We start from the raw sequence: 22,355 nt of genomic DNA, 5'->3' as shown, positions 1-22,355 counted from the left end.
TGCTCGACCAGCAGCAACAGCAGAAGGGCCGGCAGTTCCTCCAGGGCCTGGCCGCTATCCTCGACCAGCAGCAACAGCAGGGAGGCCGCAACCTGCAGGACCTCGCCGCGCTGCTCGACCAGCAACAACAGCAGAAGGGCCGACAGCTCCTCCAGGACCTGGCCGCGGTCCTCGACCAACAGCAACAGCAGGGAGGCCGCAACCTGCAGGACCTCGCCGCGTTGCTCGACCAGCAGCAACAGCAGAAGGGCCGGCAGTTCCTCCAGGACCTGGCCGCGGTCCTCGACCAACAGCAACAGCAGGGAGGCCGCACCCTGCAGGACCTCGCCGCGTTGCTCGACCAGCAGCAACAGCAGAAAGGTCGACAGTTCCTCCAAGGCTTGGCCGCTATCCTTGACCAACAACAGCAACAGGGAAGCAAACAACTAGCCAATCTGAAGGGTGAGTCTCAATGAGTCCGGGCACCGACCGCCCCTGGAACTCGGCATTCCAGCCCGACAGGGGGCTCGGGGCTTTCCACTCGCTGCGCAAGGCCATCCTTGCGCAGCGTACCCAGCTGGGTCTCGATGCCCTGAAACAATGCGACGAAGTGCTGAGGACGGCACAGGAGCCTGGCCTCCCCGAGCCGCTGCTCAATCTCCGGGAGGGGGAAGGAGGATCTACGCTCGTCTTCGATGATCCCGTCTATTCGATCTGGCTGCGTTTTTTCCTCCGCGCATCGGCCAACAGGCGCACGGAAGAACTCATCCGCCATATATCGAAACTTCCCTCGGTACTGCAGGACGTCGAGCGTCGACTCACAGGCAAGGCCAACCTCTACGTCCCCGGCAGCGCGATCGCACTCCAGCGCGAGGATCTGCATCCCTATGTCATGAAAGCGACACCGCCAACCTATGATTTCAGTCGTGCCCCCTCCTCCTCCGGAGAAGAAGGACGCACCATCGGCCATCCGTTGAGAATGCAAGCCGGCCTTCTCGGCAGCGCCCTGAAGAACATCGAAACGGCCTGGCCCGAATTGCATGCGCAGATCGAGGAGTGCGTGCGCATCTTCGGCTACCTTCCGGATGCGGCATTTCGCAGTTGCTCGGCGGCGCGCTACTCCGGAATCGTCTACCTGGGCAACATGGATGAATCACTTCTCGATCTTGAAGAGTCGATCGTCCATGAAACCGGACATCAGGTTCTTTACCAACTTGGAGAAATGACCAGGCTGACCCTCCCGCAGACACCGCTCGAGGCCAACTACGTGCTGCCGTGGTCCGGCTCGCGTCGTGATCTCTTCGGCTTCCTGCATGCCCATTACATCTACGCCCTACTGGTCAAGTACTACTGGCGCCGAGCAAACCTGGATGGACGGGAAGCGGCCGAATGCCGGGGCCGCGCGTTACTGATCCTGTCCGGCTGCCTGAAGGCGACCCCCATGCTGCAAGGAGACGCCAACCTGACGGAACAGGGAAGAATCATCGTCGAGCGGCTTGCCGAAGAACTCGCCGAACTGGATGGCGAAATTCGCGGACGGGTCCGGCACGAGCGGGAGAAAGCGAATGCAGAAGCGACAGGTTGAAACGGATGAGCCAGCCACCCTGCGGATCAGCGGCAACGCCCTGCATCTCTCGGACGGCGTGGGAGTAACGCTGCTCGACGATCAGATCGTCCTCGAGAACCGCGCCACTGGCGCCAGCAAAGCCTTTTCCAGGGAGGCGATACCGCTGCTGGATCTGTTCATGGACTGGATCGAACCCGACGATTTCGTCAGCCGGGCCTTCGAGCAGGGAGGCGAGGCGGAGTCTGTCAACAGAGCCATCGGCGTTCTGCACGATCTGCTGGAACTCGATGTGCTGACGGTGCGCGCCGAGGATCTGAGGGGAACCCGCCTGCGCGCCCCTGGTGCGGGCTGGGGCGACGCCATGCGCTTCCTGCTCGCAACACGGACGAGCAGGGAGACGATCTTCGCCCCACCCGCGGAGTTCAATGCCGCCCTGGCCGAGAAGGCAGCCGTCACGCGTCAGGCATCCGCCTTCATGGAATATCCGGCGGCACCGTTCAGTCCATTGAGCGAACCACGCATGACGGCCTCCAGAGGAGAACCCTCGTTCCCGAAAACCATGCTGAACAGGAGGACGGCTCGCCGATACGCGGACCATCCCCTCACCGAAGCCCAGTTGTCCAGCCTGCTCAAGTTCGCCTGGGGCATGATCAAGAGCGTACCCAACCCTCTCGGCGACGTGTTCGTCCGCAAGACCTCGCCGAGCGGCGGCTCGTTACATCCGGTCGAAGTCTATCCGATCGTCCTCAACGTCGACGGCATCGAGAGAGGGATCTACCACTATTCCGTTCGCCGCCACGGCCTGGAGCGCCTGTGGACGGGGGATGCACACGAGTGGATCGCCAAGGCCTGCGGAGACCAGGAATGGGTTCGGGAAGCCGCCGTCATCTTTCTCTGCTCCGCGTTCCTTCCGCGCACGGCCTGGAAATACGACTTTTCGCGCGTCGCCCGGGCCGTGATGGCCGAGATCGGCTTCAGCGGGCAATCGCTTCTGCTCACCGCGTCATGGCTAGGCCTTGGCGCCTTCACCACCATTGCCCTGCGCGATGAACTGTTCGAGGACCTGCTCGGCTTCGACCCTCTGCGCGAACCGGTATTCGCCGTCTTCGGAGTCGGTGCCCTGGAACCGGACATCGTCGACCATTCGCGTCCTCGAACGGAAAACCAGGACGAAGCGGGCGCCCTGTAGAAGATGGACATCGTGCATTCCCATGGACACGACCCGGGCGTACTCGATCCCCGGACCGATCGCCTGTTCGTCGTCGCGCTCAGCCAAAGCCCAGCCAAGGTCATGCTGCGCGCGGCGGATGGCGCGCACCTGGAAATAGCGCTGCCGGCAAGCGGAGCTCCGGACAGACCGGCCGGGACGCGCTGCTACATGAATCTGGAACGCACGGTGGTGGAGCTTCGCGAACGCTTGAAGCCGCGTGATTGCGGCGCGGCGGTGATCGATCGGGTCAACGCCTATATCTCTCCGCCAGGATGCGGAGCGCCGCTGCATTTCGACATTCGTACCGTATGGATCGTGCAACTGTTCGGCTGCAAGACCTGGAGGCTGGGCGACAAGCCCGCGGTGGAACAGCCAAGCCACAACTGCGTCCTGCCCAATGGCGAGCGCCACGTCATCTACGACGGGCGGGAGCTCGAGGCGCCGACGCGGATGCGAACCTATAACCTGTTTCCGGGCGACTGGCTTCTGGTGCCAAAGGGCGTATGGCACGAAACGACAACGACCGCAGGCTCCGTGTCGGCCACCCTCGCGGCGCCGGAAGGCAGCTAGCCGACGCCTGCTGGGAGGATGTCCTCACCGGGTCGTCATCGGCAGACGCGTCACACCGTGCTCGGTGGTCACCGGACCGCTCGCCACGAAACCGAACCTCTGGTAGACCGGCACAGCCCCCAGCGCCGCGCTGACAGTGAAGACACCCGAATATCCCGCCTCGAGACAAGCCTCGCGCGCACGTGCCCAGAGGGCACGCGCCAGCCCCTGGCCCTGGGCCTCTTCCGCGACGAATAGCATGAGCAGATGATGGTCGTCGCGAGTGGCGACGACGCCAAGCATTTTCCCCCGCTCCTCGGCGACGAAATAGCGGCAGGTTCCACGCATACCCTCCAGGATTCGCGGAGTGCCAAGGGCTCGCTGAAGGAAACGCCGCCCCTGTGGAGGGAAATCACGGGCAACATGCTCGCGAGTCAGCCGGCGTACGAACGCGCCGATCATCTCTGCGTCCTCCACCCGGGCCAGGCGAATATTCACCCGATTGGCAGACATGCCCGCCCTCCCGTCGGTCGTCGGCAAACCATGTTTCCACAGTATTGCCCAGGCGACGCCGGCCTGCCATGCCGGCAGGCCGGACAGCGCAGGCATGGCGCCTGGAGGGAGGCAAGGTAAAGAAAGAAGGTGGCGTCCCCGACAGGAATCGAACCTGTACCGACCCCTTAGGAGGGGGCCGTTCTATCCATTAAACTACGAGGACGAATCGCGCCGGTGCTTTTTGCCATGCCGGCTTTCGACAGAAAGACCATCTCCATCGGAGTCCAGCGGCGCAATGCACGATGCGCTGACGGGGCGGCATGTTAACGGCAGAGAAAGCGTTTGTCATGCCACTGCCACCAAGGCTGCGCATAATTTTCCGCAACCCTGGAGGTGCAGCATGAACCAGACCGTCGCCATTCCCGCCGCACAGGACCTGCCGGACGCCCCGCGCCAGCCGCGGATACCGGACTCCCCCTTCGCCAGCTTCGATGTGCGGATCGCCAGCGAGCACGACGCGCCGCGCCTGTCGTTGCTGCTACAGCAACTCGGTAGCGCCGATCCGCGCCCGGACCCGGCGTTGCTGGCCATCCAGCTGCAACGACCGCGCGACGACCGGGTCACCCTGGTGGCCGAGCGCGGCGAGCGCCTGCTCGGCACCTGCACCCTGCATCTGATCGAACACCTGGCGCACGATTTCGCCCGCTCGGCAATTCTCGAAGACATGGTGGTCGACCGCCACGCCCGCGGCCAGGGCGTAGGCCGCGAACTGATCGGCCGGGCCGTGGAGCGAGCGCGCAGTTGGGGCTGCTACAAACTGGCGCTTTCCAGTCACCAGGACCGGGAAACCGCGCAGCGCTTCTATGCCGCGCTAGGGTTCACCAGCCACGGCGTAAGCCTGGCGCTGCATCTGGGCTGACAGCATCATGCATTTTGCAACCGGCAAAATGCCCATCCGTGCAAAGTGCATGCGAGAGAGTCTCGGACACATATATAATTCATTGATTTAAAAGGATTTTTTATAGAAAAAAGTTGGCACAACCGCTGCTACAAGACCCTCAGGATCAAACCTTGGCCATCTGCCTGGCAAAGCTACGAAATGGAGGTGAACATGAGCAGCTCACGCAACCTGGTCGGCACCGGACTTCTTTCCCTGCTGGCTCTCGTAGTCTTCCAGAACAGCGCACTGGGCGACGAGGACAGGACGCAGGAACGCAACGGCGAAAAGCCGGTAGTGCTGGACAGCAACGCAACACCGCAGTGGGCACCCGCTGCGCAGCGACTGGTGATCCAGGCGCCCGAAGAATCCCCGCGCATCGTCACCGTAGGCGAGGACGAGCGCGGCACGGCGCTGGTGACCGCGGCTGACGAACAGGCCTGGACATTCTGACGAAGCAAGCGCCGGGAGACCGGCATCCAACGACGCTACACCGCCGCACAGGTCCCCGGGATGCTGGCGGGCGGAAGGGAGAAAGAACATGTGGATCCTGGCTTTGCCGCTGACCGCCCTGGCCCTTTCGGTCGGCGTCTACGGGCTGCTCTGGCTGATAGAGCGCGGAGGAGACGAATATCCAGCGAAGCTTCCGCTGAGCGACAAGGGCGCCACGGAACCTCGGCGCCACTGAGCCGGCACAAGGAACAGCGAGCCCGACGGAGAGGGCTCCGGGAGTGAACCATGTCACGATCCGCCGTCATTCTTCTGTTCGTGGTGATCGCCAGCGCGATCCTGGCGCTGAGCCTGCCGCCCGATGCCACCCTCCTCGCCTGGTGCGCCTGGGGACTGCTGGGCATATCCGGCGCCTGGCTGCTGTTTGCGCTGGTGGTAGGTCGGCGAATCCGCTTCGATCCCAGCCTGGACTAATTTCGCCCACAACGCCCCACAACGCCTTGCCGGGCGCTACAGCGTCGCTCACAGCGGCAGGCACATCCCGTCGTGTGCCAGTTCCACCCCCTCGGGCAACGCAGCGGGGTGGTCCAGCAGCCAGGCGTCCAGCGCATGCCCGACGTGAGTCAACACGGCCCGCCGGGGACGCAGTGATTCGATGCACTCCAATGCCCGCGTCAGGTCGTTGTGGTTGCGCGGCGGCCGCTCCTGCGGCGGCATCGAGCAGTCCAGCACCAGCAGGTCCAGCGGCGCCGCGAGCAATCGCGAGGCGCTGTCCGCCGGCAGCCCGACGGTATCGGTGAGGTAGGCCAGACGCCGTATCGTTCCCTCCTCGGAAGCCCCCTCCAGCAAGTAACCGAAGGTCGGCTTCGAGTGGACCAGCGGTAGCGCGGTCGCCGCCAACGCGCCCCACTGGCGCCGCTCGAAGGCGCCGAAGGGCTGGCTGAAATCGAGGATGCCCGGATGCTTGTAGAGGTCGGCGAGGCCCTCCGGGTCGGCCGGGCCATGCACCGGGATCACCAGGCCCTGGCCCCAGCGCAGGTGCAGCAGGCCTTGGGCGTGGTCGGCGTGGTAATGGGTCTGGAGGATGCCGTCGAGGCTATGGGGCGGGAAGCGCTCGCAGAGATCGACCAGGCCGCTGTCGATCAGCCAGCGCTGGCCGGCGCACTCCAGCAGCGCGCTACAGGGACGGCGACGCAGGCCGGCGTCGGCGCGCGCGTTGCGACAGGCCGGGCAATCGCAACCGTAGACCGGCACCTGGCGGGCATCGCCGGTGCCGAGCAGGGTCAGGCGCATGCGCGGTCGCTGCCGAGACGGGCCAGGAGGCTGCGTAGCGTGTCGTCGAGGTCACCGGAGTTGTCCAGTTGGAACAGCGGGCCCTCCAGGCCGGCGGCGAACTCGGCGTTGCGCGCCAGGCGCGCCTCGATTTCCTCGGGGCTTTCCCGGCCGCGCGCCAGCAGGCGCTGGCGCAGCACCTCGGGTTTCACCCCGAGCAGGACCGCGAGCAGATCCGGATAGCGCCGGCGGGCCTGCGCCAGGTAGCCGCGCGAGCCGTTCACCAGCACGTCGTAGCCCTGCGCCAGCCACTCGTCGATCTGCACCGGAATGCCATAGCAAAGGCCGTTGGCGCGCCAGCTCATGGCGAACGCCGAGGCCCGCTCGAGGGTGTCGAACTGCGCCGGAGTCACCGCCTGGGCGTCCTCCCCCACCGCTTCCGCGGAGCGCGTGATCACCCGCCGCACGATACGGCAGCCGCGCAGCGCCAGGGGCTCGCGCGCGGCCTGCAACAGGCTGTCCTTGCCCGAGCCGGAAGGCCCCATCAGATAAATCAGTCTGCCTGTCATCAGAACACTCTCTGCCCGCCGCGCCAGACCTGACGCACCACCGGCTGGTTGTTGCCGAGCGCCCGCGCCTGCAGCAGATCGGCGCGCAGGCCGACGCGGATTTCACCACGATCGGTCAGCCCGGCGGCCAGCGCCGGGGTACGGCTGACCATCGCCACCGCGCGCGGCAGGTCGTAGCGGATCGCATCATACTCGCTGTGCTCGCCGGCGAGCAGCAAGGCCGCATGCAGCAGGCTGGCCGGATAGTAGTCGCTGGAAAGGATATCCAGCACGCCGATTCCCGCCAGTTGCGCCGCCGCCACGTTGCCCGAGTGGGAACCGCCGCGGACCACGTTGGGCGCGCCCATCAGCACCTGCAGGCCATGCTCGTGGCTGGCCCTGGCGGCCTCCACGGTGGTCGGGAACTCGGCGATGGCCATGCCGTAGCCGGCCGACTCGCGGACATGCGCGAGGGTCGCGTCGTCATGGCTGGCCACCGACAGGCCGCGTCCCTGGCAGACATCGACGATGGCCGCACGGGCGGCGTCGCTGTAGCGCTCGGAGTTGGCTACCTGCTCGACGATGAAGGCGTCCATCTCGGCATCGCTCAGGTGGTACTTGCCCTGGTAGTACTCGCGGTACTTCTCCAGCCTGGCGAACTGGCGCTGGCCGGGGGCGTGGTCCATCACCGAGACCAGTTGCACCAGCGGATGCTCGACCAGTTCGCGGAACACCTCCAGCGTCTGCGGATGGCTGACCTCGCAACGCAGGTGCAGGCGATGGTCGGCGCGCGCGTCGCCGCTGGCGGCGGCCTCGCCGATGGCCTCGAGCATCTTCGGCAACTGCTGCATGCGCTTGCCCTTGGGGTTGACGTCGCCGATGGACAGCGCGTCGAACACCGTGGTGATCCCCGCGGCGACGATCTGCGCGTCGTGCGCCAGCACCGCCGAGGCCGACGGCCAGTCGACGCCGGGACGCGGGGTCATGTGCTTCTCCAGGTTGTCGGTGTGCAGCTCGACCAGGCCGGGCAGCAGGTAGTCGCCCCCCAGGTCCTCGGCCCCGGCCAAGTGGCTGCGGCCTTCGTCGACCGCGGCGATCAGGCCGTCGCGCAGCAGCACGCTGCCGACGAAGACCCGCTCGGCGCTGACTACCCGGGCATTGCTGAGAACGCGTTCAGACGACATGGGCTTGCTCCTGGCGGGAAAGCTCCTGGCTCATGTCCAGGTAGCGGCTGGCCACCGCCTCGCGGGCGGCGCGGTCGTGGAAGATGCCGATCAACGCGGCGCCGGCGGCCTTGGCTTCGCCGATCAGTTCCAGCACTACCTGGCGGTTGGCTTCGTCGAGGGACGCGGTCGGCTCGTCGAGCAGCAGGATCGGCCACTCGACCATGAAGCCGCGGGCAATGTTGACGCGTTGCTGCTCGCCGCCGGAAAAGGTGCCCGGCGCCAGTTGCCAGAGGCGTTCCGGGATGTTCAGCCGGGCCAGCAGGCTGCGCGCCCGCAGTTCGGCGCTGTCGCGGCTCCAGCCACGGGCCAGGGCCGGCTCCATGACCACGTCGAGGGTCGCCACCCGCGGGATCACCCGCAGGAACTGGCTGACGTAGCCGAGGGTCTGGCGGCGCACGGCGAGCACCTCGCGAGGCTCGGCGCCGACCAGTTCCAGCCAGTCGCCGGCGTGGCGCAGGCGGATGCTGCCGCCGGCCGGCAGGTAGTTGCCGTAGAGCGTGCGCAGCAGGGTGCTCTTGCCGGCGCCGGAGCGTCCGTGGAGCACCAGGCATTCGCCGCCGGCGACATTGAAGTTGAGCCCGCGCAGCACATTGAGCACTACGCCCTGTTGCTGGTGCAGGGTGAAGGTCTTGCTGAGGTCGCGGACCTCGATCAGGTTGTTCATCGCTACTTCTCCGGGCGCCCGTCGCGCGGACCGGCGCCGACGCTTCGGCTCAGGGTTGCAGGACCGACGACACCAGCAATTGCGTGTACGGATGCTGCGGGTCGTCGAGAATCTGGTCGGTGAGACCGGCTTCCACCACCCGCGAACGGCGCATGACCATCAGGCGGTCGGCGAGCAGGCGCGCCACCGCCAGGTCGTGGGTGACGATCACCACCGCCAGGTCCAGCTCGCGCACCAGGCCGCGCAGCAGGTCGAGCAGGCGCGCCTGCACCGACACGTCGAGGCCGCCGGTGGGTTCGTCCATGAACACCAGGCGTGGCGCCGAGACCAGGTTGCGGGCGATCTGCAGGCGCTGCTGCATGCCGCCGGAAAAGGTTCGCGGCAGGTCGTCGATGCGCAGCGGATCGATCTCCACCTGTTCCAGCCAGTCCAGCCCGGCCTGGCGCAGCCGACCGTAGTGGCGCACGCCCTGGGCCATCAGCCGTTCGCCGATGTTGGCGCCGGCGGACACGCCCATACGCAGGCCGTCGCGCGGGTTCTGCTCGACGAAGCCCCACTCGGTGCGCAGCAGGGTGCGCCGCTCGGCTTCGCTGGCGGCGTAGAGGTCCAGCCAGCGGTCGCCGTCGTCGCGGTAGGCGACCGTGCCGGCGTCCGGCGGGCAGCGCCCGGAGAGCAGTGAGAGCAGGGTCGACTTGCCCGAGCCGGACTCGCCGACGATGCCCAGCACTTCGCCGGGGTAGAGATCGAAGTCGACCTCCTGGCAGCCCTTTTCCGGCCCGTACAGGCGGGTCAGGCCGCGCACCGAGAGCAGCGGCCGGTCGCGTGCGTCGAGGCTCGCATCGATGGATTCGCAGACCGCGTTCATTGCGCGTCCTCCCCTTCTTCCTGGCGGGCACGCCGCTGCGTGCAGTAATCGGTGTCGGAACAGACGAAGCGCTTGCCGCCACGGTCGTCGACGATCAGTTCGTCCAGGTAGGACTCGTGGCTGCCGCAGAAGGCGCAGCTTTCCTCCCAGCGCTGGACCTCGAAGGGGTGGTCCTCGAAGTCCAGGCTCGCCACCCGGGTGAACGGCGGCACCGCGTACAGGCGCTTCTCGCGACCGGCGCCGAACAGCATCAGCGCCGGGTTCATGTCCAGCTTGGGGTTGTCGAACTTGGGAATCGGCGAGGGATCCATCACGTAGCGCTCGTCCACCGTCACCGGGTAGGCATAGCTGGTGGCGATATGGCCGAAGGTGGCGATGTCCTCGTAGAGCTTCACGTGCATCACCCCGTAGTCGTTGAGCGCATGCATGGTCCGGGTCTCAGCCTCGGAAGGCTCGATGAAGCGCAGCGGCTCGGGGATCGGCACCTGGTAGACCATGATCTGCTCGCCGCTCAGGGCGGTTTCCGGTATCCGGTGGCGGGTCTGGATCACCGTCGCCTCCGGGGTCCGTTCGGTGGTGGCGACCCCGGCGGTGCGGGCGAAGAAACGCCGGATGGATACCGCGTTGGTGGTGTCGTCGGCGCCCTGGTCGATCACCTTGAGCACGTCGTCGGCACCGAGGATGGCCGCGGTCACCTGCATGCCGCCGGTGCCCCAGCCGTAGGGCAGCGGCATCTCGCGGCCGCCGAAGGGCACCTGGTAGCCGGGGATCGCCACCGCCTTGAGCAGGCCGCGGCGGATCATGCGCTTGGTCTGCTCGTCGAGGTAGGCGAAGTTGTAGCCCTGCTCCGGCGCGGCGCTGGCTTGCGGGGAAAGGCTCATGCGCGCTTCTCCTGGACAGTGGGTTGCGCGGATTCGGCGACGCCGGGACGACGCAGCTTGCGAATCAGCTCCAGCTCGGACTGGAAATCGACGTAGTGCGGCAGCTTCAGGTGCGAGACGAAGCCACCGGCCTCGACGTTGTCGCAGTGCATCAGGACGAACTCTTCCTGCTGCGCCGGCGACACCACCTCCTCGCCGTATTCCTCGGCGCGCAGGGCGCGGTCGACCAGGGCCATGCCCATCGCCTTGCGCTCGGCGTAGCCGAAGGCCAGGCCGTAGCCACGGGTGAATTGCGGCAGTTCCTCGCGGGAACCGACGAACTGGTTGACCATCTCGCACTCGGTGACCTCGATCTCGCCCACCGGCACCGCGAAGCCGAGTTCCTCGGGCTCCAGCCAGACCTCGCAGGCGCCGATGCGGATCTCCCCGGCAAACGGATGGTTGCGGCCGTAGCCGCGCTGGGTCGAATAGCCCAGGGCGAGAAGGAAGCCCTCGTCGCCGCGGGCCAGGGCCTGCAGGCGCTGGGCGCGGCCGGTGGGGAAGTCGAGCGGCTCGCGGGTGATATCCGGCACCGCGCCGGGCAGTTCGTACTCCGGCGTCATCAGGCCTTCCCGGTCGAGCAGGCCGAGCACGCGCGGACAAGGCTCCAGGGACGCGCCCCGCTCCACTTCGGGGCCGGGGTAGTCGCCCTCGGCGAGCAGGCTGAAGTCGAGCAGGCGATGGGTATAGTCGAAGGTCGGACCGAGCAGTTGCCCGCCCGGCAGGTCCTTGTAGGTCGCCGAGATCCGTCGTTGCAGGCGCATCCCGGCGGTATCCAGCGGCAGGCTGGCGGCGAAGCGCGGCAGCGTGGTGCGGTAGGCGCGGAGAAGGAAGATCGCTTCCATCAGGTCGCCGGCCGCCTGCTTGATCGCCAGTGCCGCCAGTTGCTCGTCGTACAGCGAACCCTCGGTCATCACCCGCGACACGGCCAGCGGCATCTGCTGGCGGATCTGCTCCACCGACAGCTCCGGCAGCGCGGTATCGCCGCGGCGCTTGCGCGCCAGCAGGCGATGGGCGTTGTCGATGGCCTTCTCGCCACCCTTGACGGCTACGTACATCAGGCCACCTCCTCGACGGGTTCGCTGACCCGGGTACTGCGTGGCAGGCCGAGGATGCGCTCGCCGGCGGCGAAGAAGGCATCCAGGCCCCTGGGGAATTCGGTGCGTGCGGCGCGCTGCGCCCAGAACCCGGCGCTCACCGGCAACGCCACCTGGCGCACCTCGGCGATACCCGGTCCGCGCCACTCCAGCGAGTCGCCACCATCGAGGCCGGCGAGCTGGATCAGCAGGGTGCAGGACTGGTCCGGATAACGGTCGCTGCCGCTGTCGAAGCCGCTCAGGTCGTCCAGCTCGCCTTCGTCGAGCAAGGCGAACAGCGCCTGCTCGCGCTCGGCGACGATCGGGCAGCCGCAATGGAAGGCCAGGTTGGCGCGCAACGTCGGGCTGTCGAGACCCGGCGCCAGCCACAGCGGGGTGTCGGAGTCGAGGAAGCTCAGGCACAGCGCGTAGCTGGCCGGTTGCAACGCGGCCAGCGCCGGTGCGCGGTCGAGGTTGCGTACCAGCCCCGGTTCGGCGAGGGCCTTGAGCGCCGCGCGGAAACTCCGCTGGGCGTCCAGGACCGGGTCCTGGAACGCCGGTTGCAATAGCGCGGCGGTATCCGCCGGGCTGGGAAGCGAAGCGCTGGTCATCAATCTTCTCCTCGGACCAGGGTGAAGAACTCCACCTTGGTAGTGGCGATTTCCGCCTCCTGGGCGGCACGGCGCTCGGCCTGGGTACGGGCCAGCGGTTCGATCAGGCGCGCCTGCCAGGCCGCCGCATCGGCGCCCTGCAGGTGCGCGTCGGCCAGGGCGGCCAGTTCGGCGTGGCGCTTGTCGCGCCCGGCGACATAGCTGTAGCCGGTGCGTCCGTCAGCGAGCCGCACCACGCAGCGGGTCACGGTCATCTCGCCGAAGTTGAACGGGCTGCCGGTGCCGCCCATGCGTCCGCGCACCAGGGTCATGCCGGTCTCGGCGGCGCGCAGCAGGTGATAGTCGGCATCGCGCAGGGCGTCCGCATGGGCGTCCAGCTCCTCGCGACGGGCGCGGGCGAGCACGCCCATCCAGCGCTGTCGTGCGGCGATGGTGGGATCGGAATGCAAGGCGGTCATGGGCTTCTCCTAGGGGGCGACCTGGTACTGGAAGCGATCGGCGCGGCTGATCGACTGGGCCAGTTCCACCGGTTGGCCGGTACGGTCGCGGGACAGGGTGAGGACGGTGAGCAACGGCGCATGGCGGGGCATCAGCAGGCGCGCCGCCTCCTCGCGGTTGGGCAGGCGCGCACCGATCAGGCTGTAGGTGCGGGTCAGCGGCAGGCCTTTGTCGGCCAGGTAGCGACGCAGCGAACCGCCCTGGTAGTCGGCGAGCAGCTCGCTGCGGGAAACGGCGTAGCAATGGCGGATCAGGCTCACCGGCTGGCCGTCGAGGTAACGCAGGGTGGTCAGTTCCAGCACCCGCCCGCCCTCGCCGATCCCCAGGTGGGTGGCCTCGGCGGCGCCGGCCGGACGCTGGCGCGCCTCCAGCAGCCGAGCCTCGACCCGGTGGCCCTGGGCCGAGAGCGACTCGGTGTAGGCGTTGGCGGCGCCCATCGGGTAGATCGTCGGCGCCTCCAGGACCTGGGTGCCCTTGCCCTGGCGCCGCAGCACGCGGCCTTCGAGCACCAGTTCGTCGAGCGCCCGGCGCAGGGTATGGCGGTTCACCGCGAAGCGCTGGGCCAGCTGGATCTCGCCGGGCAGGTAGTCGCCAGGGCGGTAGGCCAGCAGTTCCTGGCGCAGCCGTTCGGCCAGTTCGCGGTACAGCGGTTCGCTTTGTCTAGACAAGTGCATGGTTTGGAAAGGGCGCACCAGGCGCCCTCCTCGCGTCGTCAGATGAACAGCTTGCGCAGGCGTTGTGACAGAACGTCGATCAGGCTCACCACCACGATGATGACGATCAGCACGGCGCAGGTCTGGCCGAACTGGAAGCCGCGGATGGCCTCCCAGAGGATCACGCCGATGCCGCCGGCGCCGACCATCCCGACCACGGTGGCGGAACGCACGTTGGACTCGAAGCGGTACAGCGAATAGGAGATCCACAGCGGCAGGACCTGCGGGATGACCCCGAAGATGACCTCCTGCAGGGCGCTGGCACCGGTGGCGCGGACGCCTTCGACCGGACCGGGGTCGATCGCCTCGACCGCCTCGGCGAAGAGCTTGGCGAGCACCCCGGTGGTGCTGATGAACAGCGCCAGCACGCCGGCGAACGGGCCCAGGCCGACGGCGACCACGAAGAGCATGGCGAAGACCATCTCGTTGATCGAACGGCAGGCATCCATCACCCGCCGCACCGGCTGGTAGACCCACCAGGGCACGATGTTCTCGGAGGCCAGGATCGACAGCGGGATGGCGCAGACGATGGCCAGCACCGTGCCCCAGAGGGCGATCTGCACGGTGACCAGCATCTCGCTGAGGTAGAGCTTCCAGTTGCCGAAGTCCGGCGGGAAGAAGTCGGCGGCGAAGGTCGCCATGTTGCCGGCGTCGCGGAACAGCACGGCCGGGTTCATTTCCGCGCCCTTCCAGGACCAGGCGAGGATGGCGAGGAACAGGCCCCAGCCGACCAGGCGTCCCCAGGATGGCTTGCCGGTGGCGGCCGCCGCGGCGGTGGTGCTCAGAGTGCTCATATCGGGAATCTCGACAGCGGTATTGGCGAATCGGGTGGGCGCGGCGCCGGCCGCGCCCGGGGTGGATCAGCCGGCGTTGGCGGCGGTCTTCTGCTCGCGCTCGGCCATGCGTTTCTCCAGCTTGGCCAGCTCCTCGTCGAGGGCCTTCAGCTTGGCGGCCTTCTCCTCGGCGCCGAGGTTGGCGTTGTTCGCCACGTCGGTGCGCTGCTTGAACAGCTCGAGCTGGCGGATCGGCAGCAACTGGTCGTCGTCGGAGGGCTGGAACTTCGACCATTGCAGGTCGGCGAGGACCTTCTTCTGCTCGGCGTTGGCGCCGTACTTGAAGAAGAAGTCGCGCAGCTTGTTCTTCTGCTCGTCGCTCAGGTTGTTGCGCCACACCAGCGGGTCGCCCGGGATCAGCGGCGACTTCCAGATCACCTTGAGCTGCCTGGCCTTCTCCGGCTGGGTCAATTCCAGGCGCTCCATGCCCTCGGTATTGAAGGTGGCGACGTCGACCTGCTTGTTGGCCACCGCCAGGGCGTTGACCTCATGGCTGGAGTTGAGGGTGCGCTTGAAGGCCTTGACCGGGTCGACGTTGTTCTTGGCGAACACGTAGTAGCCGGGCACCAGGTAGCCGGAGGTGGAGTTCGGATCGCCGTTGCCGAAGGTCAGGCTCTTGGCGTTCGCCAACATGTCCTCGACGCTGTCGATCTTGCTGTCCTTGTTGGCGATCAGCAGGCTCCAGTAGCCCGGCGCGCCGCTGGCGGCGACGGTCTGGGCGAAGATCTCGCCGTGGGCGCGATCCACCGCTTCCATGGCGGCCTTGTTGCCGTACCAGGCGATGTCGACCTTGTCGAAACGCATGCCCTGGATGATCCCGGCGTAGTCGGGGGCGAAGAAGGCCTTCACCTGGTAGCCGGTCTGCTGGCTCATGTCCTTGAGGAAGGGCTCCCAGATGCTCTTGAGGTTCTGCGACGACTCGGTGGAGATGATCCCGAAATTGATCACCGGCTGGTCGGCGTGCGCCATCCCGGCAAGGGAGCCGGCGAGCAGGGCGGAAGCCGCGAGCACACGACTGAAGCGTTTCAACATGGAGAGAACTCCTGGGCAGGGTTTGGCGGGTTTTTATGCGGTTCGAATGACGTCAGGCGCGCGCGAGGGTCAGTTCCGGCTGGCTCTCCGCCCCGCGCCGGGCACGGTCGGAAAACAGCAACGGGGTGTCCCCTTCGGCGCCGTAGAGTTCGTTGAGGAAGCCTTCGGAAAGGTGCTCGCTGCTGCCGTCGAAGAGGATCCGGCCGCCCTTCAGGGCCACCGCGCGCGGGCAATAGCGCAACGCGTAGTCGACCTGATGCAGGGTCACCACCACGGTCTTGCCGTCGTGGCGGTTGATGTCGGCGAGGATGTCCATCACCTTGCGCGCCGACTCCGGGTCGAGCGAGGCGATCGGTTCGTCGGCGAGAATCACCTCGGCCTTCTGGGTCAGGGCGCGGGCGATGGCTACGCGCTGCTGCTGGCCGCCGGAGAGGGTCGAGGCGCGCTGCCCGGCGAGATCGGCCAGGCCGACCCGCGCCAGCGCTTCCAGGGCCTGGCGCTTCTGCTCGGCGCTGAACAGCCCCAGCGAACCGCGCCAGCGCGGCATGCGACCGAGGAAGCCGAGCAGGACGTTGTCCAGCACGCTGAGGCGGTTGACCAGGTTGAACTGCTGGAAGATGTAGCCGATGTCGGCGCGCAGGCGGCGCACTTCGCCGCTCAGGCGACCGGACGCCTGCAGGCGGCGACCCAGCACGTCGATGCTGCCGCCGTTGTCGCGGTCGCAGCGAGCGAGCCCGGCGACGTGACGCAGGAGCGTGGATTTGCCGGAGCCGGATGCACCGATCAACGCCACCATCTCGCCCGCCTGGATCTCCAGCTTCAGGTTGAAAAGCGCCTGCTTGCGGGCAAAGGTCTTGTTCAGGCTGTCGACACGGATCACCGCGCTCATCGTTCTCCCCTCCAATCGGTTGCACGAAGACGCCAGCGGCGCCATCTGGTGTAGACCAAGATAGGAGGAGACTGTGTCAGACCGGTGAAGTGACGATGACAGTCGAGTGACAATCCATTGAACGACCGGTGGTCAGAAGGCCATCATCTAACCCCAGTAAAAAACTAGGCTTTTGTTGAATCGCTCGCATTTCAGATAGCTGGTACTGGCAAAACGCCGTCACGCAACGCACAATTGACGTCAACTAATTGTTGTTTCCGAAATAACAGACTGAACGGCTGGCGGAAATCGTGGTCATAGGCCCGAGAACAATGAACGCTTCCTCGGCACCGCTTTTCCCTGACTCTACAGGTTCAATGTATGCGCCCACTGAAACAGGCAACTCCTACCTACTCCAGCCGTACCGCTGACAAATTCGTCGTTCGTCTGCCCGAGGGCATGCGTGAGCAGATCGCAGAAGTCGCTCGCAGCCATCACCGCAGCATGAACTCCGAGATCATCGCCCGACTCGAGCAGAGCCTGCTCCAGGAAGGGGCGCTGCAAGACAATCTCGGTGTTCGCCTGGACAGCCCGGAACTCAGCCTGCACGAGCGCGAGCTGCTGCAGCGTTTCCGCCAGCTGACCCACCGTCAGCAGAACGCGCTGGTCGCCCTGATCGCACACGATGCGGAGCTGGCCCAGGCCTGAGCGCCGAAGCCCACGCGTAGCGCTTGAAATGGCCGGCATTCGCCGGCTTTTTCTTTATGGGTGGCCCAACCATGGGCGAGTAACCGCAAGGCGGTTATCCGCCGGCCCCTGTAGCGGTGGCGTTATCCCTCCAACGCCACAAGGGAGAGCCGAATGAGCTATCGCCTGGCCGCCGATGCCCTGGTCTGGCTGCACCTGGGCTTCATCCTGTTCGTCCTGTTCGGCGGCCTGCTGCCGTTGCGTTGGCCACGCCTGGCCTGGCTGCACCTGCCGGCGGTGGCCTGGGGCTGCGCCGTTGAGTTCCTCGGCCTGCCCTGTCCGCTGACCCCGCTGGAGAATCGTCTGCGCCGGGCCGCCGGGGACGCCGGCTACAGCGGCGGCTTCGTCGAGCACTACCTGTTGCCGCTGATCTATCCCGCCGGCCTGACCCCGACGGTGCAATGGATCCTTGGCGCCATCGTTCTGCTGGTCAACCTGATCGCCTACCTGTATCTGTGGCATCGCCGCGGTAGCCGCTGAGCCACGGATGCCACGTCATTCCGTACCTGGATAGTGCTGCGCCGGCAGCGAGGCGAATCGTAGGCTGGTCACCCCTGCCCAGCCCGGAGTGTTTCCCATGCATCCCTATTTCAGCCTCGCCGGTCGCGTCGCCCTGGTCACCGGCGGCAGCCGCGGCATCGGCCAGATGATCGCCCAGGGTCTTCTCGAAGCCGGCGCCCGCGTCTTCATCTGCGCACGTGACGCAGAGGCCTGCGCCGACACCGCCACACACCTCTCGGCCTACGGCGATTGCCAGGCGATCCCTGCCGACCTTTCCAGCGAAGCCGGTGCCCGGCGCCTGGCGCAGGCGCTCGGCGAACTCAGCGCGCGGCTGGATATCCTGGTGAACAACGCCGGCACCAGTTGGGGCGCAGCGCTGGAAAGCTATCCGGTGTCCGGCTGGGAAAAGGTCATGCAGCTCAATGTCACCTCGGTGTTTTCCTGCATCCAGCAACTGCTGCCGCTGCTGCGCCGCTCGGCCAGCGCGGAAAATCCGGCGCGAGTGATCAACATCGGCTCGGTGGCGGGCATCAGCGCCATGGGCGAACAAGCCTATGCCTACGGGCCGAGCAAGGCCGCGCTGCATCAACTGTCGCGGATGCTGGCGAAGGAACTGGTCGGCGAGCACATCAATGTCAACGTGATCGCTCCCGGACGCTTCCCGAGCCGCATGACCCGTCACATCGCCAATGACCCGCAGGCACTGGAGGCGGACAGCGCGTCGATTCCCATGGGCCGCTGGGGTCGCCCGGAGGAGATGGCGGCGCTGGCGATCAGCCTGGCCGGCACCGCCGGTGCCTACATGACCGGCAACGTGATCCCCATCGACGGCGGTTTTCATCTCTGAGCGCCGCCAATCCGGGTAACATGACGCCCCCGACCGCTCGCCTCGTCCCGCCATGACCCACAGCGTTTCTCCCATCGGCTACATCCGCTCCTGCTTCATGGAGAAGTTCGCCATCCCGCGCCAGCCGCTGCTCGCGCCGGCGGCGCGGGGGACCCTGGAACTGCTGCCGCCGTTCGACCAGGCGGAAGCGCTGGAAGGCCTGGAGCAGGTCAGCCATGTCTGGCTGCTGTTCCTCTTCCACCAGGCCCTGGAAGACAAGCCGCGACTGAAGGTGCGCCCGCCGCGTCTGGGCGGCAACCGCTCGCTGGGAGTCTTCGCCACCCGCGCCACCCATCGGCCGAACGGCATCGGCCAGTCGGTGGTGCGCCTGGAGGGCTTCGAAGCGGGGCGCCTGTGGCTGTCCGGAATCGACCTGCTCGACGGCACCCCGGTACTCGATATCAAGCCCTACGTACCCTACGCCGACGCCGTGGCCGACGCCCGCAACGGCATCGCCGACGCGCGGCCGCCGGGCATCGCCGTGGAGTGGAGCGAGCAGGCGCGGCGCCAGGCCCATGAGCACGGCCAGCGGTTGCGGCAGCCGGTGGCCGAGCTGATCGAGCAGTGCCTGGCCCAGGACCCGCGTCCGGCCTACCAGAAGCCGGAGCCCGGGCGCCGCTACGGGGTGCGCCTGTGGGACCTCGACGTGCATTGGCACTACCCGCGCCCGGACCTGATCCGCGTGCTGGACGTCGCCCGCGGCGACTGAGCCTTCTCAGCGCAGCGGATTGAGCGCCAGCGCGTCGCTTTCGAAGACTTCCTGTTCGAGGATCAGCGGCTCGACCAACGGCCGGCTGTCGCGGAAATGCGCGGTGCGGGTGTGCGCCTCGTAGGCCGCGTCATCGCGATAGATCTCGTAGAGATAGACCAGGTCAGGGTCCTGTCGGTCGCGGGAAACGTCGAACACCAGGCAGCCGGGCTCGGTGGACACGGAAGCGGCGGCGTTGACCTGGATGGCATCGATGAAAGCCTCGGCGCAGTCGGGCCTGAGGCGGGTCTTGATAAAGATGCAGTACACGGAAACTTCCTTTTGTTTTAGATTTACAAAATTATTGTATACAAAAAAGGAAGCAAGCCCATGTCCGACCGCCCTGCCCGCCCCTCCCGCCTCAACGGCCTGCGTCACCTCGCCCTGCTGGTGCCCAACCTGGAAGAATGCGAGCGCTTCTATGTCGACGTGCTGGGCATGGAAGTGCTGAACCGCGCCAACGAAGACCTGGTGTATCTCACCTGCGGCAACGACAACCTTTCCCTCGGCCGCGCCCACGCCGCCAGCAACGGCCTGCAGACCATGGATCACTATGGCTTCGTCGTCGACAGCGTGGAGGAACTGGAGGCCTGGTACCGTTACCTGAAGGCGCTGGGCGTGACCCTGCTCGACCAACCCTTCGACCACGGCGACGGCGCGCGCAGCTTCCACCTGCTCGACCCGGCGGGCAACAAGGTGCAGCCGCTGTACCATCCGGCGGTATCCGGGCAACGCCTGGCCTGAGCCTCGGGCAGCCCTCTCCCCCTCTCCCTGAAGGGAGAGGGGCGACTCGGTACACTCAGTGCCAGCAACCTCGCTGGCTCCTCATCTCCACTTCTTGACTTTCATCAAGCGCGTTCCGCCCCCGCACCTCCTAGCATCCGGCAACGGAAGCGATTCCACCGCCAGGCGCAGACCCCACCGCAGCGCGGCGTCCCTTTTTTCGCCGGTAGCCAGTAGTAGATGGAACCTATGCGCGCCCTTCGTTTTTCCGCCGGATCGTGGCGGTGTGTCTTCGCCTGGATGCTCCTGCTGGTCGGCCTCGCCGCCCAGGGTGCCGAACTCAGCGAGTTGGAGCGTCTGCGCATCGCCCAGGTATTCCCCGCGGTCGAGCGGATCGGCGACCCCGAAGGCGACTACGGCGTACGCCGCCTGAGCAAGGGCGAGGAAACCCTCGGCTACGCCTTCCAGACCCTCAGCGTCACCGACATCCCGGCCTACTCCGGCAAGCCGATCAACCTGCAGGTGATCCTCGATCCGCAGGCGGTTATCCGCGACGCCTACGTCCTCGAACACCACGAACCGATCCTGCTGATCGGCATCCCGGAAGAGAAGCTGCACGCCTTCAGCGCCAGGTACGACGGCGTGCGCGCCGACCAGCGGGTGGTGGTCGGCCGCTCCAGCGACCCGCAGGCGGTTACCGTCGACGCGGTGAGCGGCGCCACGGTGACGGTGATGGTGGTCAACGAGATCGTCATGCGCGCCGCGCATACGGTGGCGGTTGCCCTCGGCCTGATCGAGGACCGCGGCAATGTGCGGCCCAAGCCGGCGCAGGTGCGCCAGCAGCCGGCAGCGACGGCGAGCTGGAGCGAATTGCTCGGCAACGGCGCGATCCGCCGCCTGCAGTTGAGTCGCGGGCAGATCGACGACGCCTTCAAGGGCAGCGAGGCCGAAGGCATCGGCGAGGCCGACGCGGCGCACCGCGACGAGCCGTTCATCGATCTCTACAGCGCCCTGCTCAACCCTCCCGCGGTGGGCCGCAGCCTGCTCGGCGACAACCAGTACCGCGAACTGATGGCGTCGCTGAAGCCAGGCGAATACGCCTTCGTCGTGCTCGGCGACGGCGAGTATTCCTTCAAGGGTTCCGGCTACGTGCGCGGTGGCATCTTCGATCGGGTCCAACTGCGCCAGTTCGGCGACATCATCAGCTTCCGCGACCTCGACTACCAGCGCCTGTCGGACGTCTACGCCGAAGGCATGCCGGAGTTCCGCGAGATGGCGATCTTCGTCGCCCGCGCCAGCCAGCGTTTCGATCCGGGCTCGCCCTGGACCCTGGAGTTGCTCGTGCGGCGCCAGACCGGCCCGGTGGCGGGGGTATTCACCAGCTTCGAGCTGGCCTGCCAGACGCCCGAGGAATACCTGGAGCGGCCGCAGCCAACGGCCGAGGAACTGGCCGCCCTGGAAGAGGCTGCCCGGCCGCTGTGGCTGCGGGTCTGGTACCAGAAGAGTTTCCAGATCGGGGTCCTCTGTACCGCCCTCGTCCTGCTCCTGGCGATCCTCTTCCTCCAGGACCGCCTGGTGCGACGGCCGCGCCTGATGCAGCGACTGCGCACCGGCTACCTGGCGTTCACGCTGGTCTACCTGGGCTGGTACAGCCTCGGCCAGCTATCGGTGGTCAACGTGCTGACCTTCGTCCACGCGCTGTTCGAAGGCTTCCGCTGGGAGCTGTTCCTCAGCGACCCGCTGCTGTTCATCCTCTGGACCTTCACCGCAGCCAGCCTGCTGCTCTGGGGCCGCGGCGTGTTCTGCGGCTGGCTGTGCCCGTTCGGTGCGCTACAGGAACTGCTCAACGAACTCGCGCGCAAGCTCCGCGTGCCGCAGTTCCAGGTGCCGTTCGCCGTGCACGAGCGGCTCTGGGCGATCAAGTACATCATCCTGCTGGTGCTCTTCGGTCTCTCCCTGGAATCCCTGGCGCTGGCCGAGCAGGCCGCGGAGGTGGAGCCGTTCAAGACCGCCATCACCCTCGGCTTCGACCGCCAGTGGTGGTTCGTCGCCTACGCCGTCGCGCTGCTGGTGGTCAACCTGTTCACCCGCAAGGTCTATTGCCGCTACCTCTGCCCGCTGGGCGCGGCCCTGGCGATCCCGGCCAAGGCGCGCCTGTTCGACTGGCTCAAGCGCCGCGCGGAATGCGGCAAGCCGTGCCAGCTCTGTGCCCGCGAATGCGAGATCCAGGCGATCCATCCGGACGGCCGCATCGAGGCCAACGAATGCCACTACTGCCTCGACTGCCAGATGACCTACCACGACCAGGACAAGTGCCCGCCGCTGGTGAACAAGCGCAAGAAGCGCGCGAAGAGCGCGCCGGCGGACAACGCGCGAATACCCGCGGAGAACCTCTGACCTGGCTCCCTTTCCCCTGACTGCCCTTGAGGACGACACG

Annotated in this window: 29 protein-coding genes and 1 tRNA gene; 13 read left to right on the top strand and 17 right to left on the bottom strand. The window is 66.8% G+C overall.

The window, feature by feature from the left end; all coding sequences use genetic code 11:
• Positions 1–425: hypothetical protein (locus tag LT948_RS06935; RefSeq protein ID WP_232197074.1), on the bottom strand; the 425-nt coding region annotated here is incomplete at its 3' end.
• A gap of 26 nt (positions 426–451) precedes the next feature.
• Between LT948_RS06935 and LT948_RS06930 the strand changes: the two genes are divergently transcribed.
• From LT948_RS06930 to LT948_RS06920, 3 genes are read left to right on the top strand one after another with little or no spacing between them, the layout of a single operon-like run.
• Positions 452–1,564 (top strand): aKG-HExxH-type peptide beta-hydroxylase, encoded by a 1,113-nt coding sequence (locus tag LT948_RS06930; protein ID WP_003130268.1) that lies wholly within the window; start codon positions 452–454, stop codon positions 1,562–1,564.
• Positions 1,545–2,735: a SagB/ThcOx family dehydrogenase gene (locus LT948_RS06925; RefSeq protein WP_003130266.1), complete on the top strand. Its 1,191-nt coding sequence runs from the start codon at positions 1,545–1,547 to the stop codon at positions 2,733–2,735. Before LT948_RS06930 ends, LT948_RS06925 begins: the two co-directional genes overlap by 20 nt.
• A 3-nt stretch (positions 2,736–2,738) precedes the next feature.
• On the top strand, positions 2,739–3,326 hold the full coding sequence (locus tag LT948_RS06920; protein ID WP_003130264.1) for a JmjC domain-containing protein: 588 nt from the start codon (positions 2,739–2,741) through the stop codon (positions 3,324–3,326).
• A gap of 24 nt (positions 3,327–3,350) precedes the next feature.
• On the opposite strand, the gene LT948_RS06915 is transcribed toward LT948_RS06920, so the two are convergent.
• Positions 3,351–3,818, bottom strand: a complete 468-nt coding sequence (locus LT948_RS06915; RefSeq protein ID WP_003130262.1) for a GNAT family N-acetyltransferase — start codon at positions 3,816–3,818, stop codon at positions 3,351–3,353.
• A gap of 130 nt (positions 3,819–3,948) precedes the next feature.
• Positions 3,949–4,023: transfer RNA gene (locus LT948_RS06910), tRNA-Arg, on the bottom strand.
• A gap of 177 nt (positions 4,024–4,200) precedes the next feature.
• Between LT948_RS06910 and LT948_RS06905 the strand changes: the two genes are divergently transcribed.
• The 4 genes from LT948_RS06905 to LT948_RS06890 all read left to right on the top strand — a co-directional run bounded on the left by LT948_RS06905 (position 4,201) and on the right by LT948_RS06890 (position 5,661).
• Positions 4,201–4,719 carry a GNAT family N-acetyltransferase gene (locus tag LT948_RS06905; protein ID WP_022579681.1) on the top strand — a complete coding sequence of 173 codons (519 nt, stop codon included), beginning with the start codon at positions 4,201–4,203 and terminating at the stop codon, positions 4,717–4,719.
• A 192-nt stretch (positions 4,720–4,911) separates the two neighbouring features.
• The gene (locus LT948_RS06900) at positions 4,912–5,190 is read left to right on the top strand and encodes a hypothetical protein (RefSeq protein ID WP_003109295.1); all 279 of its coding nucleotides are present in this window, start codon (positions 4,912–4,914) and stop codon (positions 5,188–5,190) included.
• An 88-nt stretch (positions 5,191–5,278) separates the two neighbouring features.
• On the top strand, positions 5,279–5,425 hold the full coding sequence (locus tag LT948_RS06895) for a hypothetical protein (RefSeq protein ID WP_003091766.1): 147 nt from the start codon (positions 5,279–5,281) through the stop codon (positions 5,423–5,425).
• A gap of 50 nt (positions 5,426–5,475) precedes the next feature.
• On the top strand, positions 5,476–5,661 hold the full coding sequence (locus LT948_RS06890; RefSeq protein ID WP_003091768.1) for a PA3371 family protein: 186 nt from the start codon (positions 5,476–5,478) through the stop codon (positions 5,659–5,661).
• Positions 5,662–5,709: 48 nt separating this feature from the next.
• Here LT948_RS06890 and phnP read toward each other — a convergent pair whose 3' ends face one another.
• The 13 genes from phnP to phnC form a co-directional block, all read right to left on the bottom strand.
• Positions 5,710–6,480, bottom strand: a complete 771-nt coding sequence (gene phnP / locus LT948_RS06885) for a phosphonate metabolism protein PhnP (protein WP_003109294.1) — start codon at positions 6,478–6,480, stop codon at positions 5,710–5,712.
• The gene (phnN, locus tag LT948_RS06880; protein WP_003109293.1) at positions 6,471–7,028 is read right to left on the bottom strand and encodes a phosphonate metabolism protein/1,5-bisphosphokinase (PRPP-forming) PhnN; all 558 of its coding nucleotides are present in this window, start codon (positions 7,026–7,028) and stop codon (positions 6,471–6,473) included. Before phnN ends, phnP begins: the two co-directional genes overlap by 10 nt.
• Complete coding sequence (locus LT948_RS06875) at positions 7,028–8,191, bottom strand: alpha-D-ribose 1-methylphosphonate 5-triphosphate diphosphatase (RefSeq protein ID WP_003091776.1); 1,164 nt, start codon at positions 8,189–8,191, stop codon at positions 7,028–7,030. Before LT948_RS06875 ends, phnN begins: the two co-directional genes overlap by 1 nt.
• On the bottom strand, positions 8,181–8,897 hold the full coding sequence (gene phnL, locus LT948_RS06870) for a phosphonate C-P lyase system protein PhnL (RefSeq protein ID WP_003098702.1): 717 nt from the start codon (positions 8,895–8,897) through the stop codon (positions 8,181–8,183). The genes LT948_RS06875 and phnL overlap by 11 nt, the downstream gene beginning before the upstream one ends.
• Before the next feature lie 49 nt (positions 8,898–8,946).
• A complete protein-coding gene (gene phnK, locus LT948_RS06865) occupies positions 8,947–9,762 on the bottom strand; it encodes a phosphonate C-P lyase system protein PhnK (protein ID WP_003091781.1) in 816 nt (271 codons plus the stop codon).
• Positions 9,759–10,643, bottom strand: a complete 885-nt coding sequence (locus LT948_RS06860) for an alpha-D-ribose 1-methylphosphonate 5-phosphate C-P-lyase PhnJ (RefSeq protein ID WP_003091784.1) — start codon at positions 10,641–10,643, stop codon at positions 9,759–9,761. The genes phnK and LT948_RS06860 overlap by 4 nt, the downstream gene beginning before the upstream one ends.
• Positions 10,640–11,740, bottom strand: coding sequence for a carbon-phosphorus lyase complex subunit PhnI (locus LT948_RS06855; RefSeq protein WP_003091786.1), 1,101 nt, complete (start codon positions 11,738–11,740; stop codon positions 10,640–10,642). Before LT948_RS06855 ends, LT948_RS06860 begins: the two co-directional genes overlap by 4 nt.
• Entirely contained in the window at positions 11,740–12,369 is a 630-nt protein-coding gene (phnH, locus tag LT948_RS06850; protein ID WP_003138236.1) for a phosphonate C-P lyase system protein PhnH, read from the bottom strand. Before phnH ends, LT948_RS06855 begins: the two co-directional genes overlap by 1 nt.
• Positions 12,369–12,827 (bottom strand): phosphonate C-P lyase system protein PhnG, encoded by a 459-nt coding sequence (gene phnG, locus LT948_RS06845; protein WP_003138234.1) that lies wholly within the window; start codon positions 12,825–12,827, stop codon positions 12,369–12,371. The genes phnH and phnG overlap by 1 nt, the downstream gene beginning before the upstream one ends.
• A 9-nt stretch (positions 12,828–12,836) precedes the next feature.
• Entirely contained in the window at positions 12,837–13,559 is a 723-nt protein-coding gene (gene phnF / locus LT948_RS06840; protein WP_003091792.1) for a phosphonate metabolism transcriptional regulator PhnF, read from the bottom strand.
• A gap of 20 nt (positions 13,560–13,579) precedes the next feature.
• Positions 13,580–14,374 carry a phosphonate ABC transporter, permease protein PhnE gene (gene phnE, locus LT948_RS06835; RefSeq protein ID WP_003091793.1) on the bottom strand — a complete coding sequence of 265 codons (795 nt, stop codon included), beginning with the start codon at positions 14,372–14,374 and terminating at the stop codon, positions 13,580–13,582.
• Between the two features lie 66 nt (positions 14,375–14,440).
• A complete protein-coding gene (phnD, locus tag LT948_RS06830; RefSeq protein ID WP_003091795.1) occupies positions 14,441–15,445 on the bottom strand; it encodes a phosphonate ABC transporter substrate-binding protein in 1,005 nt (334 codons plus the stop codon).
• Between the two features lie 52 nt (positions 15,446–15,497).
• Positions 15,498–16,334: a phosphonate ABC transporter ATP-binding protein gene (gene phnC, locus LT948_RS06825; protein WP_003109291.1), complete on the bottom strand. Its 837-nt coding sequence runs from the start codon at positions 16,332–16,334 to the stop codon at positions 15,498–15,500.
• 360 nt (positions 16,335–16,694) lie between these two features.
• Here phnC and amrZ point away from each other — a divergent pair, with 360 nt between their 5' ends.
• The 4 genes from amrZ to tsaA all read left to right on the top strand — a co-directional run bounded on the left by amrZ (position 16,695) and on the right by tsaA (position 19,156).
• The gene (gene amrZ, locus LT948_RS06820; protein ID WP_003091802.1) at positions 16,695–17,021 is read left to right on the top strand and encodes a transcriptional regulator AmrZ; all 327 of its coding nucleotides are present in this window, start codon (positions 16,695–16,697) and stop codon (positions 17,019–17,021) included.
• 153 nt (positions 17,022–17,174) lie between these two features.
• Positions 17,175–17,540, top strand: a complete 366-nt coding sequence (locus LT948_RS06815) for a DUF2784 domain-containing protein (RefSeq protein WP_003109290.1) — start codon at positions 17,175–17,177, stop codon at positions 17,538–17,540.
• A gap of 97 nt (positions 17,541–17,637) precedes the next feature.
• Complete coding sequence (gene rhlG / locus LT948_RS06810) at positions 17,638–18,408, top strand: 3-oxoacyl-ACP reductase RhlG (protein ID WP_003138231.1); 771 nt, start codon at positions 17,638–17,640, stop codon at positions 18,406–18,408.
• A gap of 52 nt (positions 18,409–18,460) precedes the next feature.
• A complete protein-coding gene (tsaA, locus tag LT948_RS06805; protein WP_023875045.1) occupies positions 18,461–19,156 on the top strand; it encodes a tRNA (N6-threonylcarbamoyladenosine(37)-N6)-methyltransferase TrmO in 696 nt (231 codons plus the stop codon).
• 6 nt (positions 19,157–19,162) lie between these two features.
• Here tsaA and LT948_RS06800 read toward each other — a convergent pair whose 3' ends face one another.
• Positions 19,163–19,465, bottom strand: a complete 303-nt coding sequence (locus LT948_RS06800; protein WP_023875044.1) for a putative quinol monooxygenase — start codon at positions 19,463–19,465, stop codon at positions 19,163–19,165.
• 60 nt (positions 19,466–19,525) lie between these two features.
• Here LT948_RS06800 and LT948_RS06795 point away from each other — a divergent pair, with 60 nt between their 5' ends.
• A complete protein-coding gene (locus LT948_RS06795) occupies positions 19,526–19,939 on the top strand; it encodes a VOC family protein (RefSeq protein ID WP_003098688.1) in 414 nt (137 codons plus the stop codon).
• Positions 19,940–20,167: 228 nt separating this feature from the next.
• Positions 20,168–22,315, top strand: coding sequence for a transcriptional regulator NosR (nosR, locus tag LT948_RS06790; protein WP_023092623.1), 2,148 nt, complete (start codon positions 20,168–20,170; stop codon positions 22,313–22,315).
• The last annotated feature ends 40 nt before the right edge of the window (positions 22,316–22,355 follow it).

This window comes from Pseudomonas sp. CP-1, from assembly GCF_021213715.1.
GTDB lineage: Bacteria > Pseudomonadota > Gammaproteobacteria > Pseudomonadales > Pseudomonadaceae > Pseudomonas > Pseudomonas aeruginosa.
Note: the sequence above shows the minus strand (reverse complement) of the source record. Positions and strands in the feature narration are given on the sequence as shown.